The organism is Alkaliphilus oremlandii OhILAs, assembly GCF_000018325.1.
GTDB classification, from domain to species: Bacteria; Bacillota; Clostridia; order Peptostreptococcales; family Natronincolaceae; genus Alkaliphilus_B; species Alkaliphilus_B oremlandii.
This window is the reverse complement of sequence record NC_009922.1, coordinates 2,292,123-2,308,344: the sequence shown is the minus strand read 5'-3', so window position 1 is coordinate 2,308,344 and position 16,222 is coordinate 2,292,123. Positions and strand designations below refer to the sequence as shown.

Here is a 16,222-nt window from a genome sequence, read left to right as displayed (position 1 = left end):
AAATCTTTTCCTATAATAGGGGTATCCAATATGAAAGAGGAGGAAGAAATGATGAAAAAGAAAATTTTAGCTTTAACAAGTGTTGCGATGATTGCTGTAGTATCTGCTGGAGGCTTTTCATTTGCGCAGAACTCTAATGAAAGGCTAGTGAACAATGAACCGCAGATTCAAATGAATAGAGCCGTAAGAGCAGAAGACGATGGTAAAGCGATTAAAGATGACAGAAATAGGCCCATAGGAGCAAGAAATTATTATAATCATTGCTGGGATAATGAAGATATGATTGAAACTATGAGAGCATCTGGTTTCGAAGACATGGCAAGATGGATGGAAGAAGGCGACTACGAAGCGATGCATGAGTATATGAACAATCTATCCAAGGAAGATTATGAAGAAATGATTCAACTTATGAATCAAAATGGATACGGACATATGTGGAGCAGAAGGAGATCTGTAGACGATAAAGATATGGTGAACATGCATAATTCTATGATGGGTGGACGTAGAGGTTATGGTAGAGGTCATATGATGGGGCGCTATCAATATTAGCATAGAAGAAGCAACAGGGAAATTTGAACAAATAGAATCAATACCGAAAAATCCATGGATAAAGAAATCGAAAAATTTCTTTATCCATGGATTTTTTACTTAAGCCATTTAAAAAGATTTGAGATGGTTTTATTTTTTTCTAAAAATACTGTTGCAAAAGATAGAAAAGCATACTATACTATAAATGAACATATGAATACATATTCATATATAAAAGGAGGGTCATAGGATGTCGAATAATAAAGTTCATTTAGATACATGCAGCTGTAGTGTGATCCATGAGGATGTAGTGAATGAGGTAAAGAAAGCAATGCCACCGGAAGAGAAGCTATATGATTTAGCGGAGTTATTTAAAGTATTTGGTGATACGACGAGAATTAAAATTTTACATGCATTATTTGAAGCGGAAATGTGTGTTTGTGATATTTCTATATTATTGGGCATGAATCAATCTGCCATTTCCCATCAGCTAAGGGTTTTAAAGCAAGCAGGATTAGTTAAATTTAGAAAAGAAGGAAAGGTCGTATATTATTCTTTAGATGATGAGCACGTTAAAAATATATTCGAGCAAGGTTTTATTCATATCAATCACAAATAAATGGGGGAAATCATATGTCATCAGAAATTAAAGATGGACTTCGCAGAGAATTTATTTTAGAAGGATTACATTGTGCAAACTGTGCTTCTAAAATAGAAACGAGAGTCAATGAATTGGAAGAGGTACAGTTTGCGCATGTAAATTTTGTCACTAAAACCTTAGTGATTGAAGCAAATAGCTTAGAAAAAATAGAAGATATTATTCATAAAATGAAAGACATCGTAAAAAAATTAGAGCCGGACGTTCTAGTTAAAGAAAAAAGTAAAGCTAGAAAGAATATTCATAGGAACCATAGCAGCCATGGTCAATGCTGCGACCACGATCACGATCATTCTGAGGGGCATAGTCATAGTCACAAAGAAGAACCGGGACATAGGGTGGATAACCACAGTCACGGACATGACCACGACCATGGGCATAGTCATGGCAATGGAAATCACAAAACCCAATATCTTCGTTTAGGAATTGGAGCCCTACTCTTTGCGATGGCTGCTATTTTCAAAGTGTCAAATACGATGGAATTCATACTGTTCTTTGCTAGTTACATCCTTATTGGAGGAGAAGTGGTACTGAGAGCGGCAAAGAATATATTGAGGGGCCAAGTTTTTGATGAAAACTTCTTAATGGCCATTGCTACAATCGGTGCTTTTGCAATCGGTGAGTTTTCTGAAGGTGTTGCCGTTATGCTGTTCTATCAGATCGGAGAGCTCTTCCAAGATATCGCCGTAAACCGTTCTAGAAAATCCATTGCAGAGTTGATGGATATTCGACCGGACTATGCCAATCTTAAAATTGGAAATGGTGAGAAAAAGGTGTCACCAGAGGAAGTCCAAGTTGGAGACTATATCATTGTGAAGCCAGGAGAAAAAATACCTTTAGATGGCGTTGTGATAGAAGGTGTAACCATGATGGATACTTCTGCCTTAACGGGCGAATCGGTGCCGAGGGAAATTCAGAAAGGAAGCAATGTTTTAAGTGGATTTATCAATAAAAATGGGGTCGTAGTCATTGAAGTAACGAAAAGCTTTGAGGATTCAACGGTAGCAAAAATTTTAGATCTGGTGGAAAATGCCAGTGGAAAAAAAGCGCCTACAGAAAACTTCATTACAAAGTTTGCAAGATATTACACCCCAATAGTGGTATATGCGGCCTTAGGCTTAGCCCTAATCCCTCCGTTATTTGTTGAAGGGGCCACTTTTTCAGAGTGGATCTATAGAGCCCTCATCTTTCTTGTAGTTTCCTGTCCTTGTGCCTTAGTAATCTCTATCCCTCTAGGCTTTTTTGGAGGTATTGGCGGTGCATCTAAAAACGGCATCCTCATAAAGGGCGGAAATTATCTGGAAGCATTAAATAATGTTGAAACCGTTATATTCGATAAAACAGGGACTCTCACCAAAGGCGTATTCAAAGTGACCGAGATACAGCCAAACAATATTTCAAAGGAAGAATTATTGGAGTTTGCAGCTTTTGCAGAAAGCTATTCCAATCACCCCATTGCAGTATCCATACTAAATGAATATGGAAAAACAATAAATAAAGAAGAAATTGAAAGCTATGAGGAGATATCAGGACACGGTATTAGGGTCAAAGTGAAGGGGAAGGTTATTTTAGCTGGAAACGCCAGACTGATGGAATCGTTCAACATACCGTACCATCCTGCAGAAGCCATCGGAACAATCGTATACATGGCTGTGGATGGAAGCTTTGCAGGCCATATTATTATCTCAGATGAGATTAAGAAAGATGCTAAAGAAGCGATAAAAGTGTTAAAAAATATCGGTGTGAAAAAGACAGTGATGCTAACAGGGGACAATAAGCTGGTAGGAACAAGAGTTGGAAGTGAACTAGGTTTAGATGAAGTTTATGCAGAGCTCTTACCAGATCAAAAAGTTGAAAAGCTGGAAATGCTGGATCGACAAAAGTCGGAGAAAGGAAAGCTTGTTTTTGTTGGAGATGGAATCAATGATGCTCCAGTACTGGCACGAGCGGACATTGGTGTTGCCATGGGTGGATTAGGCTCCGATGCCGCCATAGAAGCAGCAGATGTTGTTTTAATGACCGATGAACCGATGAAATTAGTAAGTGCAATCAAAATTGCAAAAAGAACGAGACGGATCGTATGGCAAAATATTGCCTTTGCTTTTATCGTAAAAGCTATTGTGCTGGTGCTAGGTGCAGGTGGTCTTGCAACAATGTGGGAAGCCGTATTTGCAGATGTAGGCGTAGCATTAATTGCCATATTAAATTCCATGAGGGTTTTAAATGTAAAAGATCTATAAAGTGGTATTCAACATTTTGAAAATAAGACTTCTTCGGAGGTCTTATTTTTGTAGGGTATAAAAGTTCTACTTTTTGATTGTGGAAAATAAGGTTGTAGAGAATAAAATTTCAAGTAAATAAAGGAAAAAAATAAAGCGTGTAGAAATAAGCAAGAGGTTCGAAAATTCATACAATTTAATAATTGTCGAGGTGATGAGTTGAAAAAAGTTAATTTCCCTTTAGGTATGGGTGTTTTTTTATTGATTGTTTTGTTTACAGTATCTTTTTTTCCAAAACTATTTACAAAGATCGATCCTACGACGACGACACAATTCAAGCTGATAAAAACAACAAATGAAAATGGATTCGCAACCACCAGTATAGAAGGCCATCCAACAAAGCCCGATGGTGAAAATATATTGGGTACCGATGAATTAGGTCGGGATATTTATGCAAGGCTCATCTATGGAACGAGAACAACGCTGAAAGCAGCGATTTTAATTGTATTGTTCAGACTGCTGATTGCCGTTCCAATGGGTCTCGGCGCTGGTATTGGTGTTACAATGCTTTCCTACATCATTCGTTTTTTTAACACGATTTTCACTGCCATTCCAATCCTATTTCTATCCTTCTTTATTTTAAACATAAAGTATATTACCACGCTTTCCGTAGAAAAATCCACCATTGTATTTGCTGTTGTTTTGTCGGTATTGGGATGGAGTAAGCTAGCGAGGCAAATCGAAGAAAAAGCAAGTAAGATCATGAATGAGGAGTTTATTGAGGGTGAGATTGCCGTTGGTAAAAGTAAATTGCAGATTGCTGTTCAGAATATGCTGCCCCATTTGGTCCCTTCTCTGATCAGCTTCGTTTTTATAGAGGTGGGGTTGGTTATTTTTTTACTTTCTCAATTGAGTATCTTTGGCATCTTTATTGGACCTAGAATGCCAGTGATGCCAATGGAAGGGACGACGCCCCGCTGGTTCTCTGCTGTAGAGCCAGAATGGGCATCCATGCTATCTCAAATGCTTTTATATAACAAAATCGGTAAGTATTGGGTCGGTCTTTATCCAGCCCTTGCATTTGCAGTGGGCATATTAGCTTTTAACTTAACGGGAGAAGGACTTAAAATAGAATTTGAAAAGAGAACTTCTAAAGCCGTATCCATGATCCGAAACTTTGGATTCATTTTTTCACCACGAATCTATTGGTTACAGCTGCGAAGGTTTAAAGAATATTATAAACCTGTGATTATGAAAACCCTGTCTGTGATTATTCTGCTGACCTACGTGTATATGCCTCCGCCTAAGAGCGTATACGCTTTTCAGATGGATGAGGCCATCAGCGTTTTAGAAGAACTGGTAAAGCCTGAATATGAAGGGCGATTGGCTGGTCATGAGGGAAACTATTTGGCTGGGGAATATATTGTGTCAAAGCTAATGGAATACGGATTGGAGCCCTATGACGGAGTCCATTATGTACAAAATTTTCCACTCATAAAGGATAGCTGGTATGAAAATCTCTATGAAACAGCTATTGTAGAAGATGCAATGATCCATCTGAAAGATAGTAGCGGAGAAATCGTGACGTATCAGCTTCATAAGGACTTTGAAATCACTACTTTTAGCAGAAGGGATATCGGAAAAGAAGATTTCATGGATGGCGATGGATATATAAGCTTCAATGGCGTGCCCATAAATGATGTCAATGAATATGTGTCAATGATAAAAAATGGTGTGGATTTCACACTGATCCATGTCTCAAATTTTAAAAATACGGGATATTTACTGGATGAAATCTTTAGAAGGAATACCAGTGAAAAGTTATTAAGCTACATATCCTTTGCTACCTTTGAAGAATATAGTCCCCAAATTATGCCCACATTCCTTAGAGGAAATCACATCATATCGGCAAAAGGAAGCCTTGCAGAAAAATTGAATTCCAGCAATAAATATACTGTTGAAGTTAAAATAAAGCCACCTAAGCTATCCTCTAATAATGGTAGGAATATATTTGCGGTTTTACCAGGGGCAGATTGGGATAGACCCAATGATATAGAGCATAAAAAAGAAGTGATTATGATCGGAGCATCCTATGATGGCACAGGAATATTAGATGGTAGAGCAAGTGCCATCAGAGCCTCTAGAGCCGCCATGAATCTTGAGATTGCTCGAGTTCTTTCTGAAATAAAAGAGCCTTTGAAGAAAACCATTATCTTTGCATTCTGGGATGGAGAAACCCTGTCCAGTGCAGGAAGCAAACATTATAATGTTTACGATCGGATTTTTGATCAGAGGTACCATGAAGTATACTATTTCGATATTGGTTATATCGGCAATGACGAAGTCCTGGGCATCGACGTTAAAAGTACAACACTCTTTAAAGTAGACACCTATGATATGGTAAAGGATATTCATAAAGGGCTGAAAGGAAAAAAAGTAAAGTTTGTATCCAGATCTCCTTACAGCCAAAGTTTCTACAATATCGGAGAAAATTTATATCTAAAAATCTCAGCAGAAGGCAATGCAAACTATTTTATGGATACAGACAAAGACAGGGTAGCGGATATCAATAAAAAGCAAATGGAGACCATGGGACAATTCTTTATTGATCTGATTACCATGAACCCACATTTTAAGTAAGTTGTAGAAAGGAGATGCCCATGAATAAGGTTATTGTTAGAAAAATACTTGGAAAGGCTGCAGTTCATATCCTCAATCTATTTTTAATCTTGCTTTTGATCGTATCCATTATCAATATTTCACCAGACTTAGGAGTTCAAACCGTAGACAACAAAGGGAACTTCATACAAAGTATGGATTTTGAAGTCTATAAAAATGAGATATTAAAATCTGTGAAGGGTTTATCCTCAGGAGAATATTTCAAAACTATGATCTACAGAAAAGGTATTTCAGTGAGGGATGCCATCAAGTCATCCTTAGGAAGAAGTATGGTGGTTTTATTTATTTCCCTGACCCTAGCAACTGGGATCGGAATTTTAAAGGGAATTTTTGATAGCAGAAGAAATAAAAAATATGATGATTTTAAGTTACTACAGACCCTGATCCCCCTGTCGGTACCCGATGTATTGGTCATAAGCTTGGTGCAGATGCTGGGTTTTTACTTATATAAAAATAAAGTTACTTTATTTGGCATAGGCCCAATCATGCATATTGGATATGAACATTGGACGAATTATCTATATCCCATTCTAGCGCTATCTTTGATCCCTGTAGCCTATATCGCTCGGATTACATCGACTTCAATTGAAGCGGTTTATGACAAGGATTATATACTGACAGCCAGAGGGAAGGGGTGCTCGGAGCGTAGAATCATATTCAATCATAGTATGCGGAATGTAATCACAGATCTAATCGCCTCATTTCCAGCGATTGTATCTATTCTATTTTCTGCCCTGTTTATTGTAGAACGTTTATTTTATTTTCCCGGTGTGACCTTTGAGATTATGGATTTTTATGCAAGGCCAGCAGCTGACGGTAGTACAACCATTGCTTTAATCAGCTTTGCCGTAGTCCTAGGAATTCTATACTTCATGCTGTATACGGTGCTGGATGTCCTACGGCAGATATTATTGCCGAAGCTGAAAAACTAATATTGCAAATGGGAGGTAGTAATGAGCCTATTACGAGTGAATGAATTAAAAACATATTTTCAAATAGAAAATGAAAGGATTCCAGCAGTAGATGATGTCAGCTTTTATATTGATGAAGGAGAGGTTGTAGCCATCGTAGGAGAATCGGGCAGCGGAAAAAGTGTAACGGCACTGTCTATTATGGGACTTGTGAGATCTCCGGGAAAAATAGAAGGTGGGGAAATTTTATTTCATGGTGAAAACCTTCTTCAATATAAGGAGAAAAAGATGCGAGGCGTCAGAGGAAATAAAATCAGTATGGTCTATCAAGAGCCTATGTCCTCTCTAAACCCCATGCTGTCCATTGGCGATCAGATCGCGGAAGTGTTGATTATACACAAGAGACAATCTAAGGCAGAGGCAAAAAAGGGTGCCATCAAGATCATGGAAGCCGTCGGCATATCGGATTCGGAGAGACGGTATAAAGATTATCCCGCTCAATTTAGTGGTGGAATGCGCCAAAGGATTATCATTGCTATGGCCATTGTGTGTAATCCAGAGCTGATTATTGCAGATGAACCGACCACAGCGCTGGATGTTACTGTTCAGGCAGAAATCTTGGAACTTTTAAAAAGACTGATTCAGGAAACCAAGATGTCCTTGATTTTAATCACCCACGATCTAGGGGTAGTAGCAGAAATGGCAGATCGAGTATATGTCATGTATTGCGGCAAGATTATGGAAGAAAGTGATAAGGGAGATTTGTTTAAAAACCCAAGGAATCCTTATACGCAAGGGCTCATCCAATGCATACCGAGAATTGATGACAGGGCAGATACCCTCTATACCATTGGGGGTAATGTGCCGTATGCTACAGACTTTCCAAAGGGTTGCAGGTTTTCTACAAGATGCCCAAAGGTGATGGAAAAATGCAGGGAGGAGTTACCCCCGCTCATAAAGGTAAAGGATAACCACGCCGTAAGGTGCTGGCTACAGGAGGATGGTCACTGTGAAGATAATTGAAGTAATAGAGCTAAAGAAACAGTTTCCACTAAATACGCCGATCCTTGAAATTGAAATGGCGAGGGTTTGTGCAGTGAATGGCATCAGCTTTCATATTGATGAAGGAGAAACCCTAGGGCTGGTTGGAGAATCTGGTAGTGGAAAAACTACAACGGGAAAGCTGATTTTGAAGCTGATAGAGCCTTCCTCTGGAAAGATATTATTTGAAGGAAGAGATATCAGCAATATTCATGACAGGGAGTTTCGAAGAATGAGAAGGGATATCCAGGTGATATTTCAAAACCCATACGCATCCCTAGACCCCAAAATGACCATTGGAGATATTTTGACGCAACCCTTAAGTATCCATAAAATCATCTCTCCACTGGAATATAAAAAAGAGTGTGTAAGACTATTGAATATGGTAGGATTATCTGCAAAGGATGCTAAAAAATTTTCACATGAATTTAGTGGGGGACAAAGGCAGCGAATTGGAATTGCTAGGGCTATTGCTACAAAGCCGAAATTTATCGTATGCGACGAGCCGGTGTCTGCTTTAGATGTATCCATTCAATCTCAAATATTAAATTTGATGATGGAATTGAAAAGGGAATTTAAGCTCTCTTACTTATTCATAGCCCATGGGCTCAATGTCATCAAGCACGTGAGCGACCGAGTTGCTGTGATGTACCTAGGAAAAATCGTAGAGATTGGTCCCGTAGACCACGTTTTTAGCTCTCCCAAGCATCCCTATACAAAGGCACTGATGTCCGCCTCCCCTATACCGGACCCCGATGTTAAAAGGGAACGAATACGATTAAAAGATGAAATACCCAGCCCACTGAACATACCCTCTGGTTGTTCCTTCCATACTCGATGTCAATACTGTATGGATGTATGTAAATATAAGGAACCGCAGTTATCCACTGAAAATGGACACAGCGTTGCCTGTCATTTGTTTGAGGTGACGCTGGAACATTCTCAAATTTAAGCACAAAATAATCCTAAAGTTACGGAAACCATTCCATAAGCTTAGGATTATTTTTAGTTTTATGGGAAGCAAAGTGAATATTAGCTTGCTTCCTGTCTATTTTCAATAAACTCCGTGATGATTTTTCTGGCATCTCCAATTAAATACAGGGAGCCAGTAAAGATGGTAATTTCATCTAAAGAAGCATTTTCTAGTGCTAAGACTACGGACTCTTCGATGGTTTGCGTAATATAGGTTTCCTTTCCAAAGAAGTTCACGCGATTTGCTAACTCCTGTGGGTCCATAGCTTTTGGATTGTTAGGCTTCGTAAAGATCACCTTATGAGCAAAAGGGATTAAGTTATTTAAAACGCCGTCCACATCTTTATCCTTGAGCATACCGATGATTAAAGTGATTTTTTTATTGTTAAAATACTTGGTAAGGGCAGAAGCAAGAACCTCGGAGCCCTGAACATTATGGGCGCCGTCAATTAGAATCAAAGGATTGTCCTGAAGAAGCTCTAATCTTCCTGCCCAATAATTTTCGTAAAGACCTTGGTAGATGGATTCATTGGAAATGGACAATATCTGATCTTCTCGCAAGATAATTAAGGTCAAGGCCGCCAAGGCACCATTGAAAATTTGATGATCTCCAATCATTCTGATCTTACAATCCCTTAAAATACCGTAGGGGGTATTTAAATGGAAGATTTGCTCTTTAAAGTCCTGATGAATTATAGAGATCTGCTCTTTTCTTAAAAGACAAAGGGATGCATTCTGCTGTGCGGCAGTTTCCACCAAGACTTCTTCTACAATTGGATCTTGCCAAGTGGAAATTACTCTTCCCTGGGATTTAATAATGCCCGCTTTATGGTATGCAATTTGCTTTAAATCAGTGCCTAAAATATCCACGTGATCGATACCGATGGGTGTAATTACGGAAGCCAGAGATTGGGAGATAATATTAGTTGCATCGTTGAGTCCCCCAAGACCCACTTCCAATACGACATAATCCACGTTCTCTTTTGCAAAATACATCATGGCTACTAATGTGACGATATCAAATAAGGCAGGATGATTGAAGCCTTGTTCGTAAAAGGGAGCGATGGTTTCTTCTACCATGGATGTATAGCGTGCAAAATCCTCTTTAGAGATGTTCACACCATTGATCCGAATTCGATCGGTATAGCAGTGAAGATGAGGCGAAGTAAATAGACCAACCTGATATCCTTCGGCCTTCAGCATGCTGTGAATAAATGAAGAAGTGGAACCTTTGCCATTGGTACCAGCAATATGTATAAATTTTAACTGGTTCTGTGGATTCCCTAGAATCTGTAGCAGTATTTTCATATGCTCTAAATCCAGCTTTGTACCATAGGAATAACTCCTATCTATAAATTGTACCGCCTCAATAAAATTCAATCAAATTCCTCCTAAATAATAGAATATCAACTAGTTCAGATTAATTATACTATCTTTATATATTGCCAACAATATATAAAAACGCAGTAATGAAAATTTAATATAAGCGTGAAGGGAATCACAATCCATTGTAGAATATTCTAAACATAGAATATTAGAAGGAAGGCGTAGTTTATGTATACGAACGTATTAGAAGAAATCTATACTTTTTTAGTGGAAAATGTAGGTCTGGTCGATTTGAATAAGAATATCCCAAAGATCAATTTGATACCTTTATCCAATATAGATTATAACGATAAAATAAGAGGGGCTTTAGTAAGCCTAGCCATTGGAGATGCCTTTGGAAGTCTGTGGGAAGGCCAGCGGGGGACGGAGGTTGAACATATCAACCTATATCTAAAAGGAGAAAAAAATACAGCTTATATGAAAGGAACTTGGCAAACGAAGGCCACCATTCTCTTTGCAGAATCTTTAATCATCAATCAGGGCTTTAATCCAGAAGATTTGGCCAATCGATTTGCTCGTCAGCACATCGTGAATCCAGATAAAGAAATGGAAAAGTTCCTTGAAAAATATAGAGAACTTCGATTCGCTTGGTATCAGTGTGCGACGCCTTCTTTGGCGACTGGTGCTGCTATTCGAGGAATTCCTGCAGCTTTAATAAATTATGGAGATTTCCATGCTTTAAATCTCATAGGCATCATTCAGACTGCTATTACCAACACCGATGAAACTGCCATTGCAGCCAGTATTTTATTTTCAACGGCCATTGCATATCTATTGAGCACTCCTGCTTACTCCCTCGATCATATAGAAAAAATCAATTTATTTTTAGAGACCATCTGCAGAAGTATTCGTGGCATAGAAACGAAGGTCTATCCCATTGGCAAAAATGGAGAGATTACAAACCTCTATATCGCTATGAATAAAACCCTTCGAGGATGGGTGGAAAATGATTTATCCATTGATGAAGTGCGAGAACGTTGGGGGAATGGTTCCAATATATTGGAGGTACTTCCTTTGGCGATCTATATTTTCATCAAAGGGAGTAGTGATTACGAAAAAACATTGAAGGAATGCTTATCCATCAGAGAAAATGATACCATGGTGATTTTGACGTTAGCCCTATTAGGAGCATACTTAGGTTTTAATAATATCCCGAAAGGGTATACAAATAAATTAGAGGTAGGAAAAGAGCTTTCTGTGTTGGCCAATCGATTGTTTGAGCTGTCCTTAAAGAACAAGAACAATAATCCCTATAGAAGAATGATTTATAAAGAAGAGATTGAAAGATCACAGGATGAGCTGGATAAGTTGCTTTGGTTGGGGATTAAATGCAACAAAGAAGAAAAATATGAAATGTCCATCCATTATTTTGAAGAATTGATGGTTAAAAGTCCAGACGTTAAAAAGAACGAGCGGATTAAATCTCATATCATCGAAGCCTACGAAGGCTTGGGAAACAATTGCTTAGAGAACGAAGCCTATGAAGAAGCCTTGAGATGCTTTAAAAAAGCACTAATATACGATTTGAATAATCACACCATATTGTGCAGCATTGCAGTGGCTTATTTAAATATGAATCAGTTGCAAAAAGCAGAGAAGTATGCACGGCGAGCAGTTGAAATCACACCGGAATATGCTGTGGGTAGAGAACTGTTGAACGGGATTCAAAGCCTACTGAAATAATAAAGAAAGATATTTTAAATTTTATGGTATAATATTTTGTTGATATTTGTCGAAAAGAGTGATAAAATGTCGAAAATGCAACGTATATATCAAAAATAGAAAAACAATGTCAAAAATTTATCAGGTGTAAATAGGGAAAAAGTCCTATTTTATAGTTGGTTATTATATATCCATCGTATATAATGTAGTTGTGATACGAACCAGAAAGGAACGATTATGAAAAGATTAGTGATTGCTGAAAAACCCAGTGTAGCGAAGGATATTGCGAAGGTTTTGAATTGCAAGGAAAAAAGAGAAGGTTATATTGAAGGATCGGATTATATTATAACCTGGGCCATCGGTCATTTGGTTATATTATGTGATCCAGAGGAATATGATATACGGTATAAAAAATGGGACTTTAATACGCTTCCAATTATTCCCGACAAAATAAAGTTGAAGCCAAATCCTAAAACCTATAAGCAATATCAGATTGTAAAAGCACTGATGCTCAGCTCTCAAATTGATGAAATTATATGTGCAACGGATGCCGGTAGAGAAGGGGAGTTAATTTTTAGATATATCTATGAACTTGCCAAATGCCGAAAACCATTTCAGCGTTTATGGATTTCTTCCCTTACAGATGAAGGGATTCGGACGGGCTTTGAACATCTAAAAGATGGGAAAGCATACGATGCATTATACTATTCTGCCAAGTGTAGAAGTGAAAGCGATTGGCTTGTGGGCATCAATGGCAGTAGAGCCTATAGTATTCAATATGGCTCCTTACTCCCAATTGGAAGAGTGCAGACGCCCACATTAAAGATCATAGTGGATCGAGACCTAGAGATCGATGATTTTGTACCAAAGGATTATTGGGAGGTAAAAGCTGATTTTGGTAACTACAGCGGTATATGGATCGATTTAGAGAAAAATGAAAGCAAGATCGATTCCATTCAAAAGGCAGAGGATATCAAAAATAAAGTTCTGTTAAAAGAAGGGCTTGTTACAGATTTTCAGAAAAAAAAGGTGGTTAAAAAGCCGCCCTTCTTATACGATTTGACGGAGCTACAGCGGGATTCCAATAAAAAATTTGGATATACAGCTCAAAGAACATTGGATATCGCTCAATCCCTTTACGAAAAACGCAAGGCCATTACATACCCTAGAACGGACAGCAGATTTCTAACGAAGGATATCATTCCCAAGTTAAAATCTTTAATTAATAAAATAGGTTTAGAAGGATATAAAGAATTTACATCAATTCTAGAAAAATTAGAAAAGCTTCCAGTGAACCCTAGAATCATAAATGATCGTAAGGTGACGGATCACCATGCCATCATCCCTACAGAGAAAAAAATAGATTTAAATAAATTTTCTGAAGAAGAAAAAAATCTTTATGATTTGATTGCACGAAGATTTCTAGCCGTTTTCTATCCGGATTATGAATATTTTAGTATTGTGATGATAACGCATGTGGCGGGAGAAGACTTTAAAAGCAACGAACAACAGACCATCCACTTAGGCTGGAAGCTTTTATACAGCGATAAGGAAGTAGAAACGAAGGAAAGTACATTGATCCATATAAAAAAAGGATCTTCCAGCACCTTGAAAAGTGCAGAAATAGAACAAAAGCAGACAAAACCGCCAGCTCGATACAATGAAGCCCTGCTTTTAGATTCTATGGAAAATGCAGGGAAGTTTATTGAGGACGAAGAGCTGAAGGAACAGTTAAAGTCCAGTGGTATCGGAACACCTGCTACGAGAGCATCCATTATAGAACGGATTATATCCGTGGGATATGTAGAAAGAAAAGGAAAAAATTTAATCTCCACAGAAAAAGGGAGAAAACTTATACAAATAACTTCTCAGGAACTCTCATCGCCAGAACTGACAGGAAAATGGGAAAAGGCGCTGGACAAGATTGCGAAGGGCAATATGAATCCCCAAAGATTTATGGAGGGCATCGGTCGGTTTACTAAGTTTATAATAGAGGATGTCCAGAAGAATACAAAGAATGTCGTCTTTGAGGGCTATTCTAAAAATAGGGGGAAAAAGTCCTCAGGAACCAGTTCCTATAACAGTCCCATTGGCATCTGTCCAGCTTGTAAAGTAGGGAAGGTTTTAGAGGGACCTAAAAACTTCTATTGTAGTGAATATAAACAAGGATGTAAATTTGGTATTTTTAAAGAAGATATATTAATGAAAAAATTTAAAAAGAAAATGACCAAGACCATGGTAAGTAAGCTGATAACGAATCAGGTAGTCACTGTAAAAGGAATGGTATCACCAAAAACCAATGGCAAGTTTGATGGAAATATTTGTTTGAAACAGTCCAGTAATGGCTATTGGGGCTGGGAGTTTACAAATGGAGGCGTTAACAATTGAATTCAGGTTATCGGGAGGAAGTAAATTTACTAACCAAATATGAAACCTATATCATGCAACTGTGCAGAGCGCTCAACAGGCAATATAGTAAAGAGGCTGCTATTAATGTTGTAGTTAATTTTATTTACAGAAAAATAGGGTTTAGGGCAATGTACATCGATGCCATAGAGGAAAATAAAACCCTGATTGTGAATAGGGCCTCAAAGGGCTTCCAGGCTATCCATGAGGAGAAGTATTTTGACATTAAAGAAAACTATGGTGTTTTTAACAGCAAACTACCAATTCCCGAATATAAAAAGACATTGTTTTTTGAAGATAAGATAGACATCAATACAGCCTTCCCCATGCTTAATGAAAAAATTAATGCAGGTTCATTGCTATCCACGCCTGTTTTTAGCCAAAGTAAACTCGTTGGCCTTTTAATTATTTACAGCCCCGAGAACAGTACGAAAATACCATTGGAATTACAAGGGTTAGCAAAGTTAGTCACCAGAGAGCTTACCGCAGTATTTTCTAGAATAGAAAGGCAAAACCTAGAATTTGAGAATATGCTGGGACTGACGGCTTTAGAAAATATTCTGCTCTATAGCAATGAAGATAGTACAGAGGGGGAGATTGATCCCTTAGATAAAATTGTTCATATTATTTCACGAACAACAGGAATGAAAAAATGTACCTTGGCCCTATTAGACGAAAATGAAGAATTTTTATTGCCACATTTTTCTACATTCAATAAACGGGATCATGTGAAGGATATTAAGTATCCTATAGACAGAACAAAAACTAAGGATCATACGGCGATTATTGCAATAGAGACGAAGAAGCCCGTAATTGTACACGATGCACTCAGTGATCCACGATGTGATCCATTACTTGCTATGGAGCTTGGAATCTATTCCAATATCACATTACCCATCCTAAATGTTTATGGTAAAGCCATCGGTGTAATGTATTTGGATAATGGACAGTATGAAACCTACTCAGAGAGACAAGTACGTTTCTTAGAGATCATAGCAAGGCATATAGGGCTCATCGTTTCTAATATGGAGTATATTGGTGATTTAAAGCTCTGGTCCAAATATGATGGATTGACAGGATTGTTGAATCGTAGAGCCTTTGAAAGCATCTATGAAGAAATCTATAAGATTTACCGCTATAGTGAAGATAAATTCTCAATTTTAATGATCGATATCGATAATTTTAAAAGCACCAACGATCAATACGGCCATCAAATGGGAGACAAGGTTCTAAAAAATGTTGCAAAATGTGTATGTGAAAATGTTCGCTCCAAAGATGTGATAGCTCGATACGGCGGAGAAGAGATCATCGTCATATTGAAGGATATCGGTAAAGAAAGAGGAAAGGATATCGCAGAGCGGATTCGGCTTTCCATTGAAAATCTTTCAGTAGATGGTATCAAGGTGACGGTATCTATTGGTATTGCAACCTTCGGTGTAGATAGCTACAACAAGGACAATTTAATATATCTTGCAGATAAATGTCTATATGAAGCTAAAAGTATTGGAAAAAATCAAGTAAATTACATTTAAAAGGCGATATCCTCTGGATATCGCCTTTTAAAATTTCAAACGGAATGTCATCCAATCTTGAACTTTTTTCTTATGAAAATTTCTTGTTGTCGCAAGTTCCAGTAATAATTGAATCGGAATACTCCTTAGATTGATTGAATTCTGTTTACGTAAATCTACTCCGAATTGGCTATAGAAACCAATGGTTCCAAAAGCCTTTTTTATAAATATGGAGGTTAAAGATGATAA

At 37.8% G+C, this 16,222-nt stretch carries 11 protein-coding genes; 10 read left to right on the top strand and 1 reads right to left on the bottom strand.

Going from position 1 to position 16,222, the window contains the following annotated elements; genetic code table 11:
* The first annotated feature begins 51 nt into the window (after positions 1 to 51).
* From CLOS_RS11270 to CLOS_RS11240, 7 genes are all read left to right on the top strand, one after another.
* Entirely contained in the window at positions 52 to 549 is a 498-nt protein-coding gene (locus CLOS_RS11270; RefSeq protein ID WP_041719970.1) for a hypothetical protein, read from the top strand.
* 229 nt (positions 550 to 778) lie between these two features.
* Complete coding sequence (locus tag CLOS_RS11265; RefSeq protein ID WP_012160008.1) at positions 779 to 1,147, top strand: ArsR/SmtB family transcription factor; 369 nt, start codon at positions 779 to 781, stop codon at positions 1,145 to 1,147.
* A gap of 14 nt (positions 1,148 to 1,161) precedes the next feature.
* The gene (locus CLOS_RS11260) at positions 1,162 to 3,426 is read left to right on the top strand and encodes a heavy metal translocating P-type ATPase (RefSeq protein WP_012160007.1); all 2,265 of its coding nucleotides are present in this window, start codon (positions 1,162 to 1,164) and stop codon (positions 3,424 to 3,426) included.
* Positions 3,427 to 3,651: 225 nt separating this feature from the next.
* Positions 3,652 to 6,045, top strand: a complete 2,394-nt coding sequence (locus CLOS_RS11255; protein WP_012160006.1) for an ABC transporter permease subunit — start codon at positions 3,652 to 3,654, stop codon at positions 6,043 to 6,045.
* A 20-nt stretch (positions 6,046 to 6,065) separates the two neighbouring features.
* The gene (locus tag CLOS_RS11250) at positions 6,066 to 7,016 is read left to right on the top strand and encodes an ABC transporter permease subunit (RefSeq protein WP_012160005.1); all 951 of its coding nucleotides are present in this window, start codon (positions 6,066 to 6,068) and stop codon (positions 7,014 to 7,016) included.
* A 21-nt stretch (positions 7,017 to 7,037) separates the two neighbouring features.
* Complete coding sequence (locus CLOS_RS11245) at positions 7,038 to 8,018, top strand: ABC transporter ATP-binding protein (protein WP_012160004.1); 981 nt, start codon at positions 7,038 to 7,040, stop codon at positions 8,016 to 8,018.
* Positions 7,996 to 8,988 carry an ABC transporter ATP-binding protein gene (locus tag CLOS_RS11240; RefSeq protein WP_041719290.1) on the top strand — a complete coding sequence of 331 codons (993 nt, stop codon included), beginning with the start codon at positions 7,996 to 7,998 and terminating at the stop codon, positions 8,986 to 8,988. Before CLOS_RS11245 ends, CLOS_RS11240 begins: the two co-directional genes overlap by 23 nt.
* An 80-nt stretch (positions 8,989 to 9,068) precedes the next feature.
* Here CLOS_RS11240 and CLOS_RS11235 read toward each other — a convergent pair whose 3' ends face one another.
* Entirely contained in the window at positions 9,069 to 10,388 is a 1,320-nt protein-coding gene (locus CLOS_RS11235; RefSeq protein ID WP_012160002.1) for a bifunctional folylpolyglutamate synthase/dihydrofolate synthase, read from the bottom strand.
* Positions 10,389 to 10,562: 174 nt separating this feature from the next.
* Between CLOS_RS11235 and CLOS_RS11230 the strand changes: the two genes are divergently transcribed.
* The 3 genes from CLOS_RS11230 (at position 10,563) to CLOS_RS11220 (ending at position 15,994) form a co-directional block, all read left to right on the top strand.
* Complete coding sequence (locus tag CLOS_RS11230) at positions 10,563 to 12,077, top strand: ADP-ribosylglycohydrolase family protein (protein ID WP_012160001.1); 1,515 nt, start codon at positions 10,563 to 10,565, stop codon at positions 12,075 to 12,077.
* 216 nt (positions 12,078 to 12,293) lie between these two features.
* A complete protein-coding gene (locus CLOS_RS11225; RefSeq protein WP_012160000.1) occupies positions 12,294 to 14,444 on the top strand; it encodes a DNA topoisomerase III in 2,151 nt (716 codons plus the stop codon).
* Complete coding sequence (locus CLOS_RS11220) at positions 14,441 to 15,994, top strand: sensor domain-containing diguanylate cyclase (protein WP_012159999.1); 1,554 nt, start codon at positions 14,441 to 14,443, stop codon at positions 15,992 to 15,994. The genes CLOS_RS11225 and CLOS_RS11220 overlap by 4 nt, the downstream gene beginning before the upstream one ends.
* The last annotated feature ends 228 nt before the right edge of the window (positions 15,995 to 16,222 follow it).

Bases quoted from the DNA above. Each gene is read 5' to 3' on its own strand.
- CLOS_RS11270 (WP_041719970.1), top strand. From the start codon at position 52: ATGAAAAAGAAAATTTTAGCTTTAACAAGTGTTGCGATGATTGCTGTA.
- CLOS_RS11265 (WP_012160008.1), top strand. From the start codon at position 779: ATGTCGAATAATAAAGTTCATTTAGATACATGCAGCTGTAGTGTGATC.
- CLOS_RS11260 (WP_012160007.1), top strand. From the start codon at position 1,162: ATGTCATCAGAAATTAAAGATGGACTTCGCAGAGAATTTATTTTAGAA.
- CLOS_RS11255 (WP_012160006.1), top strand. From the start codon at position 3,652: ATGGGTGTTTTTTTATTGATTGTTTTGTTTACAGTATCTTTTTTTCCA.
- CLOS_RS11250 (WP_012160005.1), top strand. From the start codon at position 6,066: ATGAATAAGGTTATTGTTAGAAAAATACTTGGAAAGGCTGCAGTTCAT.
- CLOS_RS11245 (WP_012160004.1), top strand. From the start codon at position 7,038: ATGAGCCTATTACGAGTGAATGAATTAAAAACATATTTTCAAATAGAA.
- CLOS_RS11240 (WP_041719290.1), top strand. From the start codon at position 7,996: ATGGTCACTGTGAAGATAATTGAAGTAATAGAGCTAAAGAAACAGTTT.
- CLOS_RS11230 (WP_012160001.1), top strand. From the start codon at position 10,563: ATGTATACGAACGTATTAGAAGAAATCTATACTTTTTTAGTGGAAAAT.
- CLOS_RS11225 (WP_012160000.1), top strand. From the start codon at position 12,294: ATGAAAAGATTAGTGATTGCTGAAAAACCCAGTGTAGCGAAGGATATT.